Below are 21,020 nucleotides of genomic sequence, written 5' to 3' on the forward strand. Positions count from 1 at the left end.
TCAGGTGGGTGGCCCCGGGGCCACATACGACGCCCCGGGGCCACCCACAACGCCCCGACCCGTGTGACGCCGTGCGCGAGAAGGGGGCCGGATGCCACGCGCCGGCGCTACGGCGTGACCATGCCGCCGTTGACGTTCAGCGTCTCGCCCGAGACGTAGCTGGCCTCGGCCGAGGCGAGGAAGACGAACGCGGGGGCGATCTCGGCGGGCTGCCCGGCGCGTCGGTAAGTGCTCTCGTCGTCGAAGTGCTCCATCTGCTCGTCGGACACGCCCTGGCTCACCTGCAGCGCCGACCACGTCGGTCCCGGCGCGACGACGTTGACCCGGATGCCACGGGATGCCAGCTGTTGGGCGAGCCCCTTCGACAGGTTGTTGATGGCGGCCTTCGTGGCGGCGTAGTCGAGCCGGTCGGGGGCGGGCACGTACGCCTCGAGCGAGGCGGTGTTGATGATCGCCGCGCCCGCGGGCAGGTGCGGGAGTGCGGCCTTGGTGATCCAGAAGGGCGCGAAGACGTTCGTGCGGAACGTCTGCTCGAACTGCTCGTCCGAGAGGTCGTCGACCTTCTCGACCATCACCTGCTTGCCGGCGTTGTTCACGAGGATGTCCAGCCCGCCGAGGCTCTCGGTCGCCCGGGCGACGATCTCCCGGCACGCGGCCGGATCGGTGATGTCGAGCGCGATCGAGACGCCGGTGCGACCGGTATCCCGGATCTGCTCCAGCACGTGGTCGGCGTCGCGCTGCTCGTCGGGCAGGTGCACGATCGCGACGTCGGCGCCCTCGCGCGCGAAAGCGATGGCGACGGCCCCGCCGATCCCGGAGTCGCCGCCCGTGATGAGGGCTTTGCGTCCGACGAGGCGGCCGAGTCCGCGGTACGTCTTCTCGCCCAGGTCGGGCACCGGTGTCATGTCGGCCTGCACGCCGGGCTCCGGCTGGTGCTGCAGCGGCGGCTCGACGCGGGCGTAGCGGGTGACGGGGTTGTCGAAGGTGAGCTGGTCGCGATCGGTGGTCATGCGCCGACGCTACGCAGGGCCGCGCCCGGACGAGAGCGGGTTGACGGCGCCGCGGCGTCCCGTCCCTCCGCCGGGGAATCACCCGCGGAGGTCGTGCCGGAAGCGGACGAGGGGTGCTCGCCGTCCACGCCTACCGTGGCCGCGTGTCCCACTCCGACGTCTCGCCGACGGCCCCGCGCGCGGTGCTCCATCTCGTCGATCGCACGACGGGAGGGGTCCCGGTCGCGGTGCGCAGCTACATCGCGAACTCCCCGCCGGGATTCCGTCACTTCGTCGCGTCGCCGCACGGCCGTGACGGTGCGGCCGCCGTGTGGGCGGAGGGAACCGCCCCGACCGCCGCGGAGCACCTGGACTGGGACGTCTCGCATCCCTTCGGGGCGATCGCCGGCATCCGCGCCCTCGTCTCCCGGCTCGCCCCCGACGTCGTGCACGCCCACTCGAGCTTCCCCGGCGCCTACGCCCGGATGGCCCGGGCACGCGGGCCGCGGTTGGTCTACACGCCGCACTGCTTCGCGTTCGAGCGCCGTGATGTCGGGCGCACCGCGCGGTCGGTCTATCGCGGGGTCGAGCGTGCGCTCCGCGGACGCGCCGACCTGCTCGCCGCGGCCGGTCCGGGTGAGGCCGTCGCCGCCGCGGACCTGGGATACCCGTCGTCGCGGATCAGGGTGATCCCCAACGTGCCCTCGGTGCGTCGTGAGCGGGGCGTCCCCGCTGCTCCCGCAACCCCCGCGACGCTGACGGTCGGGATGCTGGGGCGCTGGGCCCCGCAGAAGGATCCCGAGCTGTTCGTGAGCGCCGTGCGCCGGTTGCGCGCGGACCTTCCCGGGGTACGCGTCCGGGCCCGGTGGATCGGAGACGGGGCGGACGCCGCCCCGGTTGACATCGAGGTCACGGGCTGGCAGCCGCCCGAGTCCGTCGCCGTGCAGCTCGCCGGTCTCGACGTGTACCTGCACTCGGCCGCGTGGGAGGCGGCCGTGGCGATCGCGATCCTGGATGCCGTGGAGTGCGGTGTTCCGGTGCTGGTGCGTCCGCTCGCGGCGATGCCCGGCCTCCCGCTCGCGGTCCGATGGGAGGAGGGGCTGCGGACGCTGACCGATGCGGTGCGCGCGGGGACCTTCGCCGCCTGGCGCGACGACAACCGGGCGCGCTGGGGACAGTACCTCGGAGCGGCGTTCACCCCCGCGGCGCAACGCGCCGCGCTGCGGTCCGTCTGGGGGTGAGCGGGGCCGCTGCGGCGGTCACGGATGCCGGAGCGATCGCCGCACGTCCCCGATGACGGCCTCCACCCGGTCGACGGCGGTCTCCCACGAGAAGCGCGCCTCGTTCTCGCGGCCGGCGCGCGACAGGCGCTCGCGCAGCCCCGGGTCGGCGTCGAGCCGTTCGATGCCCCGTCGGATGTCGGCCACGTCGGTCGGATCGACCCAGAGGGCGCTGTCGCCGAGCACCTCGGGGAGCGAGGCCGCCCGCGCCGCGAGCACGGGCGTGCCCATCCGCTGCGCCTCCAGAGGAGGGATGCCGAAACCCTCGTACAGCGAAGGGAAGGCGAAGGCCGCGGCACCCCGGTAGAGCGCCATGAGCCGGGCGTCGTCGACGCGACCGAGGAACTCGACGCGGTCGCGCCCGCGTGCGCCGCCGGACTGGAACGCCCGCGCCTGGTCGCCGACGATCAGCAGTCGACGGACCGTGGATGTCCGGGCCTCCTCGAACGCCGCCATCAGCGCGTCGAAGTTCTTGTGACGGTTCGGAGACGACACCGCCAGCAGGTAGGGGTCGCCCGCGTCGTACTTCGGGCCTTCCGGACGGAAGTCGGGGCCGACGGCGGCGTGGACCACCGTGATCTTCTCGGCGGGCAGCCCGAAGTGCGCGTGCAGTTCGTCGGCGGAGAAGGCGCTGACGGTGAGCACCCTCTCGCTGCGTCGCAGCAGTCCGGGGATGAGCGCACGGTAGAGGAGCCGGAACGACCGGGCGAAGCTCTCGGGATGACGCACGTAGATGATGTCGAGATGCGAGGCGATCTGGGGGCGGTAGAGCGCCGGTCCCGTGTTCGCGAGCCCGAGCAGCAGGGGTGATCCGGAGGCGCGGAGGAATCGGGGGAGCGACCACTGCTCCCACGCGTGGCCCCGCAGCCGCCCCACGCGCAGGACCGGTGCACCGAGGTCGGGGTCGATCAGATCTTCGGGGGGCGCCGCCACGATCACCGGCATCCGTGTCGCAAGTCCGCGCGTGATCTCCCGCGCCCAGCGCTGCACCCCGGTGGGCGTGTGGGTGAGGAAACGGCCGTTGATGACGACGGGGGCTGTGGGGGAGGGCATGCGAGCCTTTCGTGCGGGCCGGTGCCGCGTCGGGGGACGGGGCCGAGACGATGGTGGGTCACGCGGACACGTCGTTCGTCCGCCGACGGCGGGGCGCGCAGCGGGTGAGTCTTCGGGTGAAGGTGGGGAGGACGTCCCCGCGCGGAGGGGCGCGCGACCGTTCGCCCCCTCCGCCCGCGGCGACACCATGGCGGAGACGCCTCGTCGACCGTCGACGAGCCCGGGGGAGGCGGCCATGGCCCACATCGTTCTCGACGCGCGCGGGTACTTCACCACGACGGGGCGCTACATCCGGAAGCTGGTCGAGGGGCTCGCCGGCCTCGAGGACGACCACCGCTACACCCTCGTGCTTCCCGCCGATCGCCTGGCGGAGTGGTCGCCGCCGTCCGAGCGCTTCCGGGCCGTGGGCTCGTCCGCGCCGTTCTTCTCCCTCGCGGAGCAGGTGGGCCTCGCCCGACAGATCCGGGAGCTCCGACCCGACCTCGTCCACTTCTGCATGCCGCAGCAGCCCGTGCTCCTGGGGCTCCCGAGGGTCACGACGTTCCACGACATGACGCTTCTGAAGATCCGCAACGCGAAGAAGTCGCGCCTGGTGTCGTGGTCCCGACGCCTCATCGGTCGAGCCGCGTTCATCGTCGCCGCGCACGCGGGCCGGGCGAACATCGTCGTCAGCCGGTTCAGCGCCGACGATCTCCGTCGTCTCACCGGAGCGTCCCGTCGGAGCATCGTGCTGACCTACGAGGCGGCCGACGCGATCGACGAGGCCGCCGAAGCGGTTGCCGTCCCCTTCGAGCGGTTCGTGCTGTTCGTGGGGAACCAGGTCCCGTACAAGAATCTCGAGCGCCTCTTCGATGCGGTCCAGGACCTCGCATCGACCCGCCCCGGACTCGGTCTCGTGGTCGCGGGACGCATCGACGACGACGGCCGCCGGATTCTGCAGGGCCGCCCCGACATCACGCGGGACGCGCATTTCACCGGCTACGTCTCGGACGGGGCACTGCGCTGGTTGTACGAGAACGCCGCCGTGTTCGCCTTCCCCTCGTTCTTCGAGGGCTTCGGTCTCCCGGGCCTGGAAGCGATGCGTCACGGCTGCCCCGTCGCCAGCAGTTCCGCGACCTGCCTCCCGGAGATCTACCGCGACGCGGCGGTCTACTTCGCCCCGGACGACCGCGACGGCATGTCCTCGGCACTCCGCCGGGTGGTCGATGACCCCGAGGTCGCGGCCGACCTCGTACGCCGGGGACATCGGCGCGTCGACGACTTCTCCTGGGAGCGGATGGCCCGTGAGACGCGAGCGGTCTACGACCGCGCGCTGCGGTCGCGGGATGCGGCGACGGCGGGATCTCCGGTCGTCGGTCGTCCGCCCGGCAACGGATAGCTCTCGCCGAGACGACCGCGCAGTCCCGCGAGGGACGCCGCGCAGACGGCCGCGGCCGCGTGCGGCCGGCCGGCCAGCAGCCCCGCCGCGAGCAGCAGCCCGAGGCGCACCACGAGGTTGACCCCCAGCCGGGCCTGCGCCGCGACGGATCCGCGCGCCTGCTGCGCGCTCAGGTACGCGGCGTTGCGGTTCTGGTACCGCACCCGCCACAGGTCATCGCGGGAGGTGCGCAGGACGCGGGGGAGGCGCAGTCGCCGGCGCGGGGGCTCGGAGCTCGCCCGCCAGTCGACGGTGTCGTGGATCTCGACGTCGAGGCACAGCAGGATCCCGCAGCCGTTCGCTCGCAGCCGCGCCGAGAACGCGTTGTCGTCGGAGTAGAGCACGAGCTCGGTCGGTGGAAGGAGACCCAGGGCCGCGATCGCGGCGGGGAGGTACAGGCCGCCCCACATGGCGTTCGGGAGCGGGGCGACGCGGACGCCGCCCCCGCGCGTCTCGATCACGCGGCGCGGATCGGCGGTCCGCCGACGCCGTGCGAAGACGTCGGTGCTGAGGAAGGCTCCGGGGCGGAGTTCGGAGAACAGGTCGTCGGGTGACGCCCCGTCCCGCAGCAGGCGGTAGACGGGGTTGACGGCCCGGAAGCAGGCGAGCGCCGTGGGGGCGTCACCGTGAGACTCCAGCGCGGCGGTGGTCGCCTCGAGGGCGTCCAGCGCCCCGGGCGGGAGGGGGTTGTCGTCGTCGAGGAGCAGCACCGCCGTTGCCCGCCGATACGCGGCGGTGAGACCGACCGCGAACGCGGGGGCGGAGCCTCGGTTCCGGCCGAGGTCGATCACCGTGATCCGGTCGGGATGCCGCGCAGCGGCGGCATCCAGGCGAGCCGCGGAGTCTCGCGCGGTTCCGTTGCTCACGACGATCAGGTCCGCTCGCGGTTCGGTGAGCACCGAGTCGATGGTCAGGGCGAGCCCCGCGTCCCACCGGTCGGCGTAGGTCACGGTGACGACGGTGAGGCGGGGGAGAGCGTCGGTTTCGGCATCCACTCGCCCGTTCTACGGCGGCCCCGCGCGGGTGCGGCGTCTTCGCGCTCGCGCGACCGCGGTCGTGAGACGACCGGTGCGTCGCGGCTCGGCGCGGTCCCTCCCCGGACGCCCCTCGTGCGGCCCGGCCGCCCGTTCACCCGTGGAATCACCTGCGTAATGCAGGGATGTCGCCTCGCTGATGCGGAGCTCGTGCGGCCGCCGACCGACGGAACGCCCGGACAGGATCGCACGGTGATCCCCGGCCCGCACGATGCATCCGCATGAAGGTCCTCCTCGCTCGTCTCCTGGGTTTCGGCTCGCTCCCCCTCCTCGCCTCGCTCGCGCCCCTGCTCCTGCTGGGCGTCGTCTCCCGTGCCTCGACGCTGGATCAGTGGGCGGCGCTGAACATCGGTCAGGCGATCGGGTCCTTCGCCACGGCGGCGACGATGTTCGGCTGGCAGGTCGTCGGCCCGCCCGCCGTGGCCCTCACCCCGAGCGAGCACGGTCGCCGGACGACCTACGCGTCGTCGTGGTGGCTGCGGCTCGGCGTGTTCGGCGTGGTCACGCCGGCCGCGGTGGCGCTCTCGGTGGTGACGTCCCCGGGCGGCACCGGAGGGCTCGCCGCACTCATGTGCGTCGCGGCCGCGATGTCGGGGCTGTCCATGACGTGGTACGCCATCGGCGTGGGGAGAGCGCGCCTCATCACCGGCTTCGAGGTGTTCCCGCGGATGCTGTCCCTCGCCGTCGGTGCCGGCCTGGTCGCGGTCACGCGGGAGCCGTCGTGGTACCCGGCCGCCATCGTGGGGGGCATCGTGGTGGCGCTGACCGTCTTCCATCGGCGGTACTTCTCGTGGTCGATCCCGCCCTGGCCGGGTGCGACGGCGCTCCGCGCGGCGGTGCGGACGAGCGCCCCCGGCGCCGGTGTCCTGATGCTCGCCGGTGTCCGATCGGCGGCCCCGGTGCCGGCGGCGACGCTCGTCGGTGCGACCGGTTCGGTGGCCTTCCTCGCCTCGGCCGACCGCCTGTACCGCTACTCGCTCTTCAGCGTCTCGGCGCTCGGTGACGCCCTGCAGAACTGGGTGCTGGAGCGGGGCGGTCGCGGCCGTCGACAGCGTGTCGCGCTCGTGCTGCACGGCGCTCTCGGTGTGGGCGGCGCGCTCGGGCTCGCGGTGCTCGGCCCCTGGACGACCGGCGTGCTCTGGGGTGCGCACGTGGCATCCCCTCCCGACTTCTTCCGCGGATACGCCGTCGCCTTCTTCTTCGTCTCGGTGGGCACCCCGCTGGTGCGCAACATCCTCGTCCCCCGCGCGCGCACGGGATGGGTGCTCCTCTCGGATGCCGCCGGCCTGGTCTGCGGCGCCGGCGCCGCGTTCCCCCTCGTCGCGGGCCTCGGCGCCCCGGGTATCCCCTGGGCGCTGGCGGTCGTCGAGGGGGTGAGCGTGGTCGGTTACGTCTCCGCGGTCATCGTCGCGCGCCGCGCGCCCGACCCGCGGTGACCCGCGCCGTCGACCCCCTCGAGACCGGCGCCGCGACGCGACACCGTGCCGAACGCGCGGGGGACCAGGGCGCAGAAGGCCAGCAGGACGAGGACGATCTGCCACTGCTGCTCGTCGAAGGAGAAACCCATCACCGCGATGAACGTGGCCCCGCCGATCGCCAACGCGCCGCCGAACAGGGAGCGCGCGAGCACCGCGCAGAACAGGACGAGGGCGACGAGCCCGGAGAGCGCGAACAGGGAGACGTAGGCGTTGTCGAAGTAGAGGAGGTTGCTCGCCCCCCGCACGATCCCCGCACGGAAGAGTTCGGCACTCCCGCCCGCGCCCGAGCCGAACACGACCGCGGCCTCTCCGCGCGCCCACAACGCGTCCCACGAGCCGACCACGAGTGAGCGGTGGATGTAGGACACGGACGACTCGAACCGACCGTCCAATGCGAGGAGCGTCGGCAGGTCGACCAAGAGCGCGATGATCCCGAAGATCCCCGCCGCGGCGATCATGGCCAGCAGTCGTCGCCACCGCAGGTTGGCGAGCCCGTACGCGACGAGGGCGGCGAGCACGGCGACGACGGCGCTCCGGGTGCCCGACAGGGCCAGGGCGACCGCTGCGACGACCACCCCGCCCGCGTACCGCGGGCGTCGGGTCTGCGCCGTGGCGTGCAACAGGACGAGCGCGGCGACGCTCGCGAACACCGCGAATGGGATCGGGTGCCCGAAGGTGCTCTGGGAACGGCCGGTCAGCGCGGGGAGGAGGACGTTGGCCCGGTCGTCGATCTTCTCGAGCGACTCGACCCGCAGCGGCCAGATCGCATCGACGGTGCCGGTCTGCTCGAGAGCGGCGTACGCGGTGTGCGCGAGGATGAGCCACAGGAACGTGTCGGCCACGGTGCGAAGGTCTTCCGCCCGCAGGAGCGGGACGACGAAGGCCAGAGCCATCGCTGAGGCGAGCATCCCCACCTGCAGCAGGGTGGCCGCGGGAGAGAACTGGCCGAGGATGCGCAGGATCAGCCAGACGCCGAACGCGGCGAACAGCACGGCACCCCAGAGCGGAGGCCCCGGGTTCGCCGCCTCGCGCCGCCCCCACGCGAAGAGACTCAGCAGGATGATCGTGGCGAGCGCCGCCATCGCCATCGTCTGATCACGCACCGACCCGACCGGGATCAGGGTGGAGATCACGATGATCGCGGAGACCGCACGCGCCGGCGCCGACGCGGCCGGGGCCCGCAGAACGCCCCAGACGCTGACCACGCAGCCCACGATGAGCACGAGAGGCCCGATCATCGGGGCGTCCTCTCGGTGAGCGGCGTCGGGGACGCGGGCAACCGATCGCGACGCCCGCGTCCCCACTCGCGGAGGCCGCGCAGGAGCCGACGCAGGCGCGCGCGGCCCGGATCGTCGGTGGGGTCGCCGGCGCGCCGGGCCGACGCGAGGGCGACCTCGTCGTCGGGCCACAATAGGCGGAGGATCACGCGGGGGCGGTCGGAGATCGGCAGGCTCCGCAGCGCCGCCAGATACGCGTGCGCCGTGTCCGGGCGTCCGCGCCACTGCCAGTCCCGCGGGACGAGGATCGCGGATCCGGCCGTGGATTCGGCACCGAACGCCTCGGTCAGCTCGTCCCGCAGCGCGGAGACCGCCCCGAGCTCGCGGGCGCGGTCGAGGGAGCCGTCGGCCGCGGTGAGCATGCGCACGGCCGCCGCCGTCGCCTCCGCGGGACGCCCGCGGCCCCCGATCGCCGGCCGGACGGCGTTCACCGCGGCGAGGACCGCGTGCACGTCGGCGGTCGGGATCCGGACGAGGGTCCCCGCGTACTCCGTGGTCACGCACGAGGCGGAGACGGCCTCGAACGCGGAGGCATCGTCGAGCGTGAGACCCGGGACGCGGCGGTGGACGTCGATCTCGCATCCCCAGGACGTGGGACTCATCGTCGTGCTGTGGGGAACCGGCGTTCCGGACCACGGATCGGGGGATCGGCGCCAGCCCCACTCGGCGAGGGCCTCGGCCAGCTCCCCCGTGCGGGCGGGGTCGCACCAGACGTCGACGTCCGCGGAGTGTTCGCGTTCGCGAAGCCCTTGGCTGCGCAGCGCCGGCCCCTTGATGAAGACGGTGCGGATGCCGAGTCCGGCGGCCACGTTCATCGTCACCGCGTAGACGAGCTCGTGCAGGGGCGACGACAGGACGGGGCGGCTCAGGCGACGCATCCGCGCGGGGTGGTCCGCCCCGAACGCGACGATGCCCAGCGTGCGCCACTGCGCCAGCACGTCGAGGTCGGCGTCGTCGAACGCGGCGGCCGGGAGCGGGCCCTCCTCGACCAGTCGCCGCCAGAGGTGCGCGCCGTGCGAGACGAGGCAGAGCGCGGGCCCGGGCTGTGCCGGGACGAGGAGGATCTCGGCCTCGGCGGCGAAACCCGGTTCCCCGGCGATGTCGAGGGCGCCGAAGGCGGTCGGCATCCAGCCCTCGAGGAGGGGGGACGAAGGCATGGGCTCTCCTGGGGGCGCGGTGGGGCGACCTCACAGTGTCGCTCCCGCGCCTCCTGGCAGGGCGGCCGTGCCCGCGTGGTTCCGGCGGAAGCCGGAGCCGAGATCACCCGGTGCGTCCGCGCCGGAGCGCTCCCGGTCACCCGCGGCGCGCCGCACGCCTGACCTACGCCCCGAGCGTGCGCTCCAGGAACGCATTCCAGAAGACCCCGCGCGGATCGGCCTCGCGTGCCGCCGCGACGAAGTCGGCGGCGTGGGGGAGGGTCGCGCGGATCGTCCCGCCGGGCATCGTGAACGCCTTGCCCCAGTGTGGTCGGGGCTCGAACGGGGCGAGGGCTGCCTCGATCGTCGGCAGCACCGCCGCGACCCCGGCGTTGTCGTTGCGCCAGGTGAAGTGGATCGCGAGGACGTCGCGCTGGAACGCGGGGCTCAGCCACAGATCGTCGGCGGCGACCGTCCGCAGCTCCGTCACGAGCAGCACGGGATCGATCGTGGATGCCACGGCGCGCACCGCCGCGAGAGCCTCGGTCGCGGCATCCAGGGGGACGAAGTACTCGGACTGGATCTCGTCGCCGTCGCTGGGGAGGGCCTCGGCGCGGAAGTGCGGGAGGCGCGTGTGCCACGGCCCGGGCGTCCCGCGCTCCGTGGTGTTGCCGACCGTGCGGATGCGTCCGAGATGCAGGTCGGCGCCGATCGGACGGCCGCCCAGGGCGGTCACGTAGCCGGGTTCGGGATCGGCATCCGTCGTCTTGACCCAGACGAGGTCGTGTGCGGGATCGCCCCAGGTCGTGAAGACGCTGACGCTGTAGGCGCCGGCGAACAGGCGCCGCGGATCGGCGACGATGTCGTCCCACGCGACGCCCGTGTAGGCCTCGGCGGTCACGGTGTAGGTGGGGACGGTGTGCAGCTCCACGGCCGTGACGACACCGAACGCGCCCAGACCGAGCGCGGCCGCCGGGAACCACGCGTGGTCGCGGTCGACGCGGTGCGTGCGGCCGTCGGCATCCATGATCTCCAGCGCGGTCACGGCGCTGGAGAGGTTGCCGTTGCGGATCCCGGAGCCGTGGGTGCCGGTCGCGGCGGCGCCGGCGACCGAGATGTGGGGGAGCGACCCGAGGTTGTGGAGCGCACGCCCCTGGCCCTCGAGGACGGGAGCGAGCTGCGCGAACGTGACCAGCCCCTCGACACGGACGCGGTCGCCGTCGACCTCGATCCGCGCGGGCAGGTCCTCGAGCGAGATCAGCGCCCCGTCGGTGTCGCCGACGTCGTTGAACGTGTGCCGGGTGGCCTGCACACGCAGCGACTCCGCCCCCGCGATCGAGGCCGCGAGCCCGTCGAGGTCGGCGGGGAGCAGCGTCTCGGCCGCGCGGTAGCGGTGGTTCCCCGACCAGTTCGTGCCGGAGGAGCGGGTGTGCGTCATGCGGTCCATCCTGCCGCGCGGGAACCCCGCTCGGGCTCCCGGACTCAGGGCGTGGGGAAGAGCTCCGCCTCGAAGACCGCCTCGGCGGCCCCCACGAGCAGGCGGTTCTGGCCCAGTTCGGCGACGCGCAGGCGGAGGTCCTCGGCGCAGGCCGGCATGGTCTGGCTGCGTACGGCGGTGTCGAGGCCGTCCAGATCGAGTGCCGCGAGGGTCGCGAGGAACCCGCCCAGCACGATCACCGCGGGATTGAGGACGTTTGCGGCGTTCGCGAGCGCCGTGGCGAGGATGCGTCGCTGGCGTGCCGTTTCGGCGTGCGCCTCCGGATCGTCGGTGGATGCCAGGGCCTCGGCGAGCACGGAGTCGTCGACGGCGTCGAGCCGCAGGGCCGCCAGCAGCCGCGCGCGGCTCACCTCGTCCTCGAGCACGCCGTCGAGGGCGCGGCGGTCGGCGGCATCCACGATCCCGGGCCGGTTCTGTCCGAACTCCCCGGCATACCCCCCGGCGCCGCCGAGCGGCGTCCCCCCGACGATGACCGCGCCGCCGATGCCGCTCGCACCGCCGTTGAGGTAGACGACGTCGTGCGCGCCGCGGGCTGCGCCGAAGAGGTACTCGGCCAACGCGCCGAGGGCGGCGTCGTTGCCCACGCGGGCCGGCAGCCCCGTCGCGTCCGTGACGAGGGCCCCGATCGCGGCATCCGTCCACTCCAGGTGCGGGGCGGTGCGGACGAGGCCGTCGGCGGCGCGGACGGGGCCGGGCACGGCGACGCCCACGCCCACGGGGCGCAGGCCGCGCAGGAGGCCGCGACGCCAGGCGCCCACGCGCTCGCCGACGATCTCGGCGGTGCGTTCGGGTGTGAGCAGCGCGGTCTGGGGGAGGCGCTCGCGGGCGACGACGGCGCCGTCGAGGGCGAAGGCGCCGATGTCGAGAGCGTCGACCTCGGGGTTCACGCCGATCGCGACGACCCGCGGATCCGGGGCGACCGTCGGCGAGGGGCGGCCGACGCGGCCCACCGGATCGGGGGCGCGCTCGACGACGAGGCCGTCGCCCACGAGCTCGCCCACGAGATCGGCGATCGTCGAGCGATTGAGGCCGGTCGCCTCGGTCAGCGCGGCGCGCGAGCGCGGTCCCTCGCGGTGCACGGTGCGCAGCACGAGCGCGAGGTTCGCGCGGCGCATGCCGTCGCCCCTGCTCGCGGTGACCATCCGACCACTGTGCCATGACGGCGGGGTCGTCGCTGTCGGCGGCGGGTGCGTCATCCTGGCGCCGTGATCCACGCGATAAACGCGATCCGCGGCGGGAAACGGCGGGAGAGGGCGTTTATCGCCGCAGATGCCGTTTATCGGCAATCGGAGCCCACGCATAACACCCGGTGCCAGGATCGGAGCATGGACCTCTCCGGCATCCCGATCACCACCATCCGCGGCGAGCAGACCACCTTCGGCGCCCTCACCGACGGCAAGGCCGCACTCGTCGTCAACGTCGCCTCGCGCTGCGGGCTCGCGCCGCAGTACGAAGCGCTCGAGGCGCTGCACAAGAAGTACGCCGACCGCGGCTTCACGGTCATCGGCTTCCCCAGCAACCAGTTCCTGCAGGAGCTCAGCGACGAGGAGAAGATCGCGGAGTACTGCTCGGCGACGTGGGGCGTCACCTTCCCGATGTCCGAGAAGGTCAAGGTCAACGGCCGCCACGCCCACCCCCTCTACCAGGAGCTCACCCAGACTCCGGATGCCGAGGGCAAGAAGGGCCGCATCTCGTGGAACTTCGAGAAGTTCGTCGTGTTCCCCGACGGTCGCGTCGTGCGCTTCAGCCCCCGCACGCTGCCCGACGCCCCCGAGGTCGTCTCCGCGATCGAAGAGGCGCTGCCGAACTGACGCGCGCGCCCGGCGGGCGTCCGTCGGTCGAGTTCCGGTGTCCAAGACACGCGGACCGCGCGCGATGGCATCCGCGTGTCTTGGACACTCAACGGGCGGCACGGGCGAGAGTGGCGGATCGATAATCTGAGCGCATGATCGATGCCGTGGTCCTCGTCTCCGGCGGTGCCGCCGTCACCCCCTACACCGACCCGCAGCACGCCGCGGCGACCGGGCTCGCGGCGGGCAACACGATGACCGCCCTCCGCGCGCATCTGCTCGACCGTGGCATCCGCGTCTTCACGGCCCCGGCCCGCATCGGCGCCGGAGAGGTGCGGGAGGATGCCGGCTGGCAGGGCTTCTCCGACGTCCCGGTGGTGCTGCCCGCGAAGGTCACGATCAACGCCGTCGGACGCGTCGACGACGCCGGTGTCGCGCTCGCCGGATTCCTGCGGCACCTCGCCGCCGAGGAGGGCGTCGCCGCCGTCGCGCTCGTCGGCCACTCGATGGGCGGGCTGTTCTCGCGCGCCGCGATCCGCGAGCTCGGTGCCGACGGCCCGCGCGTGGAGCGGCTCGTCACGCTCGGCACGCCCTGGGACGGCTCGGTGCTGGGCGACTTCCTCGACGACGAGATCACCGAGGCCGATGCGCACGGCGACCCGGCGACGTCGAAGATCTTCGCCGAGGCGCGTCCGTACGCGGATGCCAACTCCCAGGGCGCCGCGGCCGAGGTGTCGCGGCGATTCCTGCGGAACTGGAACGACGCCCAGGCGGGGGTTCTGGACGGCATCCCGGTGACCGCGGTCGGCGCCGGCTACTTCGCCGCGGCGACCGAGCCGGTGCAGCTGTGGCCGCACGACGGCCTCGTGTCGATGATCAGCGGACGCGCCGACGAGGTGCCCGCCGCGGTCCTGCCCGCGGTCGAGCGGCACTCGTTCCCCGACCACGTGCACAGCATCTTCTTCGCCGACGCGTTCGGTCTTCCGTGGGAACGCGCGCTGACGTGGGACCCCGCGGTGTTCGCCGTCGTGGACGGAGCGCTCGGGGTCTGACACGGGGCTGGACGCCGCGGCATCCGGGGTATATGTTGTGAGAACCAACAAAACCCCGTGCGGCGGCGATCCACCGTGCGCATCCATGCGAAGGAGCAGGAATGCCCACCCCCACCCGTGACGACAAGTTCTCGTTCGGCCTCTGGACCGTCGGCTACAACGGCACCGACCCGTTCGGCGGCCCGACCCGGAAGCCGCTCGACGTCGTCCACGTCGTCGAGAAGCTCGCCGAGCTCGGTGCCTACGGCCTGACCTTCCACGACGACGACCTGTTCGCCTTCGGCTCGACCGACGCCGAGCGTCAGACCCAGATCGACCGTCTGAAGGGCGCGATGGATGCCACGGGCATCATCACCCCGATGGTCACCACCAACCTCTTCTCGGCCCCGGTCTTCAAGGACGGCGGCTTCACCTCCAACGACCGCCAGGTGCGTCGTTTCGCCCTCCGCAAGGTGCTGCGCAACCTCGACCTCGCCGCCGAGCTCGGCGCGAAGACGTTCGTCATGTGGGGCGGCCGCGAGGGCGCCGAATACGACTCCGCGAAGGACATTCGCCAGGCGCTCGAGCGCTACCGCGAGGCCGTCAACCTCCTCGGCGACTACGTCACCGACAAGGGCTACGACATCCGCTTCGCCATCGAGCCGAAGCCCAACGAGCCCCGCGGCGACATCCTCCTGCCGACCCTCGGTCACGCGATCGCGTTCATCGACTCGCTCGAGCGCCCCGAGCTCGTGGGCCTGAACCCCGAGGTCGGCCACGAGCAGATGGCGGGTCTGAACTTCGCCGCCGGCATCGCCCAGGCGCTGTACCACGGCAAGCTGTTCCACATCGACCTCAACGGGCAGCGCGGCATCAAGTACGACCAGGACCTCGTGTTCGGCCACGGCGACCTGCACAACGCCTTCGCGCTCGTCGACCTGCTGGAGAACGGCGGCCCCGGCGGCGTGCCCGCGTACGACGGCCCCCGTCACTTCGACTACAAGCCCTCGCGCACCGAGGACGAGTCGGGCGTCTGGGACTCGGTCTCGGCCAACATGAACACCTACCTGCTGCTGAAGGAGCGCGCCGCGGCCTTCCGCGCCGACCCCGAGGTGCAGGAGGCCCTCGAGGCCGCGAAGGTGCTCGAGCTCGCGCAGCCGACGCTGAACGAGGGCGAATCGTACGACGACCTCCTCGCCGACCGCTCGGCGTACGAGGACTTCGACACCGACGTCTACCTCGGCGGCAAGGGCTTCGGCTTCGTCCGTCTGCAGCAGCTCGCCACCGAGCACCTGCTCGGCGCGCGCTGAACCCGAGAGGGGCCTGGATGCCGAGGCATCCAGGCCCCTCGTTCCGTCGAGTGTCCAAGACACGCCGCATCGCCCCCGCGTGAGACGGCGTGTCTTGGACACTGAACGGGATGCCGCACCGCTGCGGCGCGAAGAGAAGGAGTGGGCATGGCGCTCGTCATGGGAGTCGACTCGTCGACGCAGTCGTGCAAGGTCGTCGTCGTGGACGCCGAGACCGGGTGGGTGGTCCGCGAGGGACGCGCGTCGCACCCGGCGGGGACGTCGGTCGACCCCGAGGCGTGGTGGAGCGCGCTCCAGGATGCCATCGCCCAGGCGGGCGGCCTCGACGACGTCGCGGCGGTCTCGATCGCCGGCCAGCAGCACGGCATGGTCGTGCTCGATTCCGAGGGGCGCGTCATCCGTGACGCGCTGCTGTGGAACGACACCCGCTCCGCGCAGGCGGCGAGCGACCTCATCGCCGAGGTCGGCGCGGAGGCGTACGCCGAACGCACCGGCGTCGTGCCCGTCGCATCCTTCACCGCGACGAAGCTCCGGTGGCTGCGGGATGCCGAACCCGACAACGCCGCGCGCGTCGCTGCCGTGGCACTGCCGCACGACTGGCTCACGTGGCGCCTGCGGGGCTTCGGTCCCGGAAACGCCGACTTCGCGGAGCTGACCACCGACCGCTCGGACGCCTCGGGCACCGCCTACTGGGGCGTCGACGGCTACGACCGCGAGCTGCTGGAGCGCGCGCTCGGGCACGACGCGGTGCTGCCGCGCGTGCTCGAGCCGTGGGAGAGCGCCGGGGCGCTGGCCGGTGGGGCACTGGTCGGTCCGGGGGCCGGCGACAACGCCGGTGCGGCGCTGGGCCTCGGTGCGGGAGTCGGTGACGTCGTGGTGTCGCTCGGAACCTCGGGCACGGTGTTCGCCGTCACCGACGATGTCGTGCGCGACACCTCCGGCGCCGTCGCCGGGTTCGCGGATGCCACCGGCCGGTTCCTGCCGCTCGTCGCCACGCTCAACGCGGCCCGCGTGCTCGACGCGTTCGCCGGGCTCCTCGGCGTCTCGCACGACGAGCTCGGCGCGCTGGCGCTGCAGGCCGAGCCGGGCGCCGACGGCGTCGTGCTCGTGCCCTGGTTCGAGGGCGAACGGACCCCGAACCTGCCCCACGCGAAGGCGTCGCTGACGGGCCTGACCCTGGCATCCACGAACCGACCGACCCTCGCCCGCGCGGCGATCGAGGGCATGCTGAGCGGTCTGGCCGTGGGGCTCGAGGCCATCCAGGCGCAGGGCGTCGAGGTGCGCCGCGTGCTGCTCATCGGCGGTGCCGCGGCGAACGAGGCCGTCGCGCGGATCGCCGCGCAGGTGTTCGACGCCGAGATCGTGGTCCCCGCCGCGGGGGAGTACGTGGCGCTCGGTGCCGCCCGCCAGGCCGCGGGCGTGCTCGCCGGGGGCCCCGTCGACTGGACGGTGGCCACGGCCCGCACCGTCGAACCCGATTTCCGTCCGGCCATCCGCTCCCGCTACGACGAGGTCGCCGCGCTCCGCGCGCGGGAGTGACGCCGCACACGCCGGCCTCCTGACGCCGAGACTGCACCCGCCTGACGAATCCACTGCACGCTGCAGTGGAGATGTCGGTCGGATGCCGTCTCGGCGTCTTTCGTGCGCCCGCGGCGCAGCGTGTGCGGTGCAGTGCGAGCGGTGCACTGCGTGCGGGGGCGGATCGCCCGCCGCGCGGGAGGCCACCGCGGGTTGTACGTACAGACTGGACGATATGGACGTTACGTATTACGCTGACACCGAGGCGGGCACGGCTCGCTCACGGAAGGCCGCGGGGAGCCCCATCGGCTGAGCGCCTTCCTTCGCCGTCAACGGAAGGAAGCCGATGGCACTGGTCAGCGGTCACGAGGTCGTCCGAGAGTGCACCGCCCGCGGGCTGGTCGCCGGAGCGTTCAACACCACGAACATCGAGACGACGATGGGCATCGTCGACGCCATCGAGCGAGTAGGCGTGCCGACCTTCATCCAGGTCGCACCGACCAACGTGAAACTGTCCGGCTACGAGTACATCTACGACACCGTCGCCCGACGCCTCGCCGACTGCTCCGTGCCGGTGGCGCTGCACCTCGACCACGGCAAGTCGCTGGACGCCGTCGAAGCGGCGCTCGCGGCCGACTTCACGTCCATCATGATCGACGCCTCCGAGGAGCCGTTCGCCGAGAACGTCGCGATCTCCGCCCGCGCCCGCGAGATGTGCGGAGTGGACGTCGCCCTCGAAGCCGAGCTCGGCAGCATCGGCGGCAAGGAGGACGACGTCGCCCCCGAGTTCGCGAGCACGACGAACCCCGCCCAGGTGGCCGAGTTCGTCGCGGCGGTCCGGTGCGACATGCTCGCCGTCTCGGTCGGCAACGTGCACGGGTACGCGCCGAACGCGCGCATCGACTTCGACCTCCTGTCCCGCGTGCGCGAGCAGAGCCCCGTGCCGCTCGTGGTCCACGGCGGCTCCGGCCTCCCCGCCGAGCAGCTCGGCCGGCTCGCCGAGTTCGGCGTCGTCAAGGTCAACGTCGCCAGCGACCTCCGCAACGCCATGATCCGGTCGTTCGGCGAGGCCTACGCGGCCAACCCGAACGAGAACTCGCTCATCCGCGTCTCGCTCGACGCGGTCGCCGCGATCACCGACGTGGTCGAGCGCCGCATCCGCATGCTCAACCCCTCGGTCTGATCCCCCATGACCCCCACGATCACGGTCGACATCGGCACGACGAGCATCAAGCTCTGCCTGTTCGACGCCGAGGGCGGCCTCCAGGCCGCCGACCGCTGCGTCACGCCCACCCGGCGCGACGCGTGGGGCGAGGTGTACGACACGGTCGCGGTGATGGATGCCGTGCGCGGTTTCGTCGACGCGCTGACACCCGACGCGCGGCGCGGTGTGCAGTGCATCTCGATCGCCGGCGTGGGGGAGTCGGGCGGGCTCGTGGACCCCGACCTGTCGCTCGTCTCGCCGATGATCCTGTGGCACGACCACCGCGGCGCGGATCTGCTCGCCGGGCTGTCGGATGCCGATCGCGCCCGGATCTATGCAGTGACCGGGCTGCCGGTCAACGCCAACTACGCGCTGTCGAAGGTGGCCTGGGCGCTTGCGAACGCCGAGCGCCCGACGGCCACCGCGCAGTGGCTCAACGTCTCGGAGTACCTCGCCGCGCTCCTCACCGGGCGGCGGTGGGCCGAACCCTCGCTGGCGAGCCGCACGATGGCCCTGGATCTCGTCGGTCGGCGCTGGTCGCGGGAGGTGTGCGGACTGTTCGGGGTGGACCCGAGCGTGTTCCCGCCGCTGCGTACCGCCGCCGACGGCGTCGCGATGGACCCGGCGACCGCGCGCGCGTGGGGACTCGACGAGGTCACGGTCCACGTCGCCGGACACGACCACATGGTCGGGGGTGCCGGTGCCGACCTGCGGCCCGGCGAGATGCTCGATTCCACCGGGACGACCGAGGGCGTCCTCGCGCTGCTCCGCACGCCGCGCCTGGATGCCGGGACCGCGGCGACGAAGGTCGCCGGCGGGCTGGCCTGCGACGGCGAGGGGTTCACCCTGTTCGCGTCGATCCCCACGGGCGGTTCCGCCTTCGCGACCCTGCGCACGCTCCTCGATCGCGACTCGGAGGAGCTGGCCGCGCTCGTCGCCCGCGCGCACCGCGACTGGATCACGGGCGTCGTCGACCTCGATCGGCTCCCCCTGGTGCTGCCCCAGTTCCGCGGCAGCCCTCCGCCGCGCAAGGACGCCACCGCGCGCGGAGCGATCGCGGGCGTGCAGACCGACACGACCGCCGTCGAGCTCGTGCTCGCGTGCTTCCTCGGCATGGTCCGCCAGTTCGCCGAGGTGTGGGAGCTGTTCGACCTCGACCTCGAACGGGTCAAGGTCATCGGGCCGGCGAGCGCGAATCCGCTGTGGTTGCAGCTCAAGGCCGATTACCTCGGCGTCCCGTTGAGCGTCGCGGGCTTCCCCGAGGTCGTCTCGCGGGGAGCGCAGGCCCTGGCGCACGGCATCCGTCTTCCCTGGAGCGCCTCGGAGCCGCGCGACGTCCCGCCTGACGCGGGGCGCGCCGCCGCCCTCGTCTCCTGGCGCGCGCGGACCGCGGCCCGATGGGCCCATCTGAGCGAGATGCCCGCATGACCCGCGGTGTGGCGCGGCGCTCCCGCCCCTCCGAACGAAAGGCGTGGCAATGAGGCTCGTCGCCGGAATCGACTCGTCCACCCAGAGCTGCAAGGTCACCGTGCGCGACCTCGACACCGGGCGATCCGTGCGGGAGGGGTCGGCTCCGCACCCCTCGCAGACGATCGTCGACCCCGAGGTCTGGTGGGACGCGCTGCTGGCGGCCGTCCGCGCGGCCGGGGGGCTCGACGACGTCCTCGCGGTCTCCGTGAGCGGTCAGCAGCACACGCCGATCTTCCTCGACGCGCAGGGCGTGCCCACCGCACCCTCACCGCTGTGGAACGACCTCGGTTCGCACCCGCACATGGTGGCGCTGAACACCGAGCTGGGCCGCGACACGTGGATCCGGCGCACCGGTCTGCCGCTGTCGCTGTCGGACACGGTGGTGAAGGCCCGCTGGCTGCGGGACGAGCAGCCGGATGCCGCCGCCCGCACCGCCGCGATCGCGGTCGTGCACGATTGGCTGACCTGGCGCCTGCCGGGGCACGGCCCCGGGACGGGCGACGTCGAGGCGCTCGTCACCGACCGGTCCGAGGCCTCGGGCACCGGGTACTGGTCGCCGGAGACCGGCGAGTACCAGCGCGATCTCGTGGTCCACGCGCTCGGGCACGACGTCGTGCTGCCGGCGGTGCTCGGACCGCGCGCGACCGCGGGTCGGACGGGGCCGGGGCTCCCCGGCATCCCGGAGGGGATCCCGATCGGCGTCGGCAGCGGAGACAACGCCGCCGCCGCCCTCGCCCTGGGGCTCGAGGAGGGGGATGCCGTGCTCAGCCTCGGCACCTCCGGAGTGGTCTACGCGCGCACCGCGCTCCCGGTCCACGACTACGCGGGCTACGTCTGCAACTACGCGGATGCGACCGGCGTCCACCTCCCGATCGTGGCGACCCTCAACGCGGCGCGGAACCTGCAGGTCGGTGCCGAGATCCTCGGCTGCACGCACGACGAACTGGCCGACCTCGCGCTGTCGGCCGAGCCGGGGGCGGGCGGTCTGACGCTGCTGCCGTACTTCGAGGGGGAGCGCACCCCCGACCTCCCGCACGCGCGCGGCGCCGTGCTCGGCGCGACGCTCACGAACTTCACGCGTCCCAACCTCGCGCGCGCGATCGTCGAGGGGACGGTGGCGAGCCAGGTCGCGATGCTCGACGCGCTCGAGGGCTGCGGTGTGCGGGCGCGACGTCTGCTGGTGATCGGCGGTGCGGCGAAGAATCCCGCCGTCCAGCGGGTGCTCGCGGAACTCGTGAGCCTGCCGATCCTCGTGCCCACGCCCGACGAGTACGTCGCGAAGGGGGCGGCGATGCAGGCGGCCGTCGCCCTCACCGGGGCGTTCCCCGCGTGGGCCGTGCGCACCGAGGACGTTCCGCCGGCGCCGCCGGCACCGCAGATCCGGCGCCAGCACCACGACGCGCAGGTCGCGCTGGGATACGTCGTGCCCGCCCCCGTCGAGGTCGCGGCATCGTCGTCGGGCGTCTCGGCGCCGGTCTGAATCCTCCTTCGCTAGGGTCGGAGAGAGGGCCGACGCGGCTCCTCGGTCGAGCACG

17 protein-coding genes are annotated in these 21,020 nt (G+C 73.0%); 10 read left to right on the top strand and 7 right to left on the bottom strand.

Going from position 1 to position 21,020, the window contains the following annotated elements:
- Positions 1-107: 107 nt before the first annotated feature.
- Entirely contained in the window at positions 108-1,010 is a 903-nt protein-coding gene (locus BW982_RS15785; protein ID WP_076494931.1) for an SDR family oxidoreductase, read from the bottom strand.
- Between the two features lie 143 nt (positions 1,011-1,153).
- On the opposite strand from BW982_RS15785, the gene BW982_RS15790 reads away from it, so the two are divergent.
- Positions 1,154-2,230, top strand: a complete 1,077-nt coding sequence (locus BW982_RS15790; RefSeq protein WP_175611129.1) for a glycosyltransferase family 4 protein — start codon at positions 1,154-1,156, stop codon at positions 2,228-2,230.
- A gap of 18 nt (positions 2,231-2,248) precedes the next feature.
- On the opposite strand, the gene BW982_RS15795 is transcribed toward BW982_RS15790, so the two are convergent.
- The gene (locus tag BW982_RS15795) at positions 2,249-3,322 is read right to left on the bottom strand and encodes a glycosyltransferase family 4 protein (protein ID WP_076494934.1); all 1,074 of its coding nucleotides are present in this window, start codon (positions 3,320-3,322) and stop codon (positions 2,249-2,251) included.
- 235 nt (positions 3,323-3,557) lie between these two features.
- Between BW982_RS15795 and BW982_RS15800 the strand changes: the two genes are divergently transcribed.
- The gene (locus tag BW982_RS15800) at positions 3,558-4,700 is read left to right on the top strand and encodes a glycosyltransferase family 4 protein (RefSeq protein ID WP_076494936.1); all 1,143 of its coding nucleotides are present in this window, start codon (positions 3,558-3,560) and stop codon (positions 4,698-4,700) included.
- Here BW982_RS15800 and BW982_RS15805 read toward each other — a convergent pair.
- Positions 4,622-5,734, bottom strand: a complete 1,113-nt coding sequence (locus BW982_RS15805; protein WP_076494937.1) for a glycosyltransferase family 2 protein — start codon at positions 5,732-5,734, stop codon at positions 4,622-4,624. The two genes, BW982_RS15800 and BW982_RS15805, sit on opposite strands and share 79 nt — an antisense overlap.
- Before the next feature lie 260 nt (positions 5,735-5,994).
- On the opposite strand from BW982_RS15805, the gene BW982_RS15810 reads away from it, so the two are divergent.
- Complete coding sequence (locus tag BW982_RS15810) at positions 5,995-7,209, top strand: hypothetical protein (protein WP_076494939.1); 1,215 nt, start codon at positions 5,995-5,997, stop codon at positions 7,207-7,209.
- Here BW982_RS15810 and BW982_RS15815 read toward each other — a convergent pair.
- The 4 genes from BW982_RS15815 to BW982_RS15830 all read right to left on the bottom strand — a co-directional run bounded on the left by BW982_RS15815 (position 7,161) and on the right by BW982_RS15830 (position 12,304).
- Positions 7,161-8,489, bottom strand: a complete 1,329-nt coding sequence (locus BW982_RS15815; RefSeq protein WP_076494940.1) for an O-antigen ligase family protein — start codon at positions 8,487-8,489, stop codon at positions 7,161-7,163. The genes BW982_RS15810 and BW982_RS15815 overlap by 49 nt on opposite strands.
- Positions 8,486-9,685, bottom strand: coding sequence for a nucleotidyltransferase family protein (locus BW982_RS15820; RefSeq protein WP_076494942.1), 1,200 nt, complete (start codon positions 9,683-9,685; stop codon positions 8,486-8,488). The genes BW982_RS15815 and BW982_RS15820 overlap by 4 nt, the downstream gene beginning before the upstream one ends.
- A 163-nt stretch (positions 9,686-9,848) precedes the next feature.
- Positions 9,849-11,102, bottom strand: coding sequence for a D-arabinono-1,4-lactone oxidase (locus tag BW982_RS15825; RefSeq protein WP_076494943.1), 1,254 nt, complete (start codon positions 11,100-11,102; stop codon positions 9,849-9,851).
- Positions 11,103-11,146: 44 nt separating this feature from the next.
- On the bottom strand, positions 11,147-12,304 hold the full coding sequence (locus tag BW982_RS15830) for an ROK family transcriptional regulator (protein WP_076494944.1): 1,158 nt from the start codon (positions 12,302-12,304) through the stop codon (positions 11,147-11,149).
- 183 nt (positions 12,305-12,487) lie between these two features.
- Between BW982_RS15830 and BW982_RS15835 the strand changes: the two genes are divergently transcribed.
- From BW982_RS15835 to BW982_RS15865, 7 genes are all read left to right on the top strand, one after another.
- Positions 12,488-12,973 (top strand): glutathione peroxidase, encoded by a 486-nt coding sequence (locus tag BW982_RS15835; RefSeq protein ID WP_076494946.1) that lies wholly within the window; start codon positions 12,488-12,490, stop codon positions 12,971-12,973.
- Between the two features lie 134 nt (positions 12,974-13,107).
- Positions 13,108-14,004 carry an esterase/lipase family protein gene (locus BW982_RS15840; RefSeq protein WP_076494947.1) on the top strand — a complete coding sequence of 299 codons (897 nt, stop codon included), beginning with the start codon at positions 13,108-13,110 and terminating at the stop codon, positions 14,002-14,004.
- 101 nt (positions 14,005-14,105) lie between these two features.
- The gene (gene xylA, locus BW982_RS15845; RefSeq protein WP_076494949.1) at positions 14,106-15,293 is read left to right on the top strand and encodes a xylose isomerase; all 1,188 of its coding nucleotides are present in this window, start codon (positions 14,106-14,108) and stop codon (positions 15,291-15,293) included.
- A 147-nt stretch (positions 15,294-15,440) separates the two neighbouring features.
- Positions 15,441-16,832, top strand: a complete 1,392-nt coding sequence (gene xylB / locus BW982_RS15850) for a xylulokinase (protein ID WP_076494951.1) — start codon at positions 15,441-15,443, stop codon at positions 16,830-16,832.
- Between the two features lie 325 nt (positions 16,833-17,157).
- On the top strand, positions 17,158-17,994 hold the full coding sequence (locus BW982_RS15855) for a class II fructose-bisphosphate aldolase (RefSeq protein WP_076494953.1): 837 nt from the start codon (positions 17,158-17,160) through the stop codon (positions 17,992-17,994).
- A gap of 6 nt (positions 17,995-18,000) precedes the next feature.
- Positions 18,001-19,443 carry an FGGY-family carbohydrate kinase gene (locus BW982_RS15860; protein ID WP_076494955.1) on the top strand — a complete coding sequence of 481 codons (1,443 nt, stop codon included), beginning with the start codon at positions 18,001-18,003 and terminating at the stop codon, positions 19,441-19,443.
- A 49-nt stretch (positions 19,444-19,492) separates the two neighbouring features.
- Positions 19,493-20,965 (top strand): FGGY family carbohydrate kinase, encoded by a 1,473-nt coding sequence (locus BW982_RS15865; protein WP_076494957.1) that lies wholly within the window; start codon positions 19,493-19,495, stop codon positions 20,963-20,965.
- Positions 20,966-21,020: the final 55 nt, after the last annotated feature.

The organism is Microbacterium sp. RURRCA19A, assembly GCF_900156455.1.
In the GTDB taxonomy this organism is placed as follows: domain Bacteria; phylum Actinomycetota; class Actinomycetes; order Actinomycetales; family Microbacteriaceae; genus Microbacterium.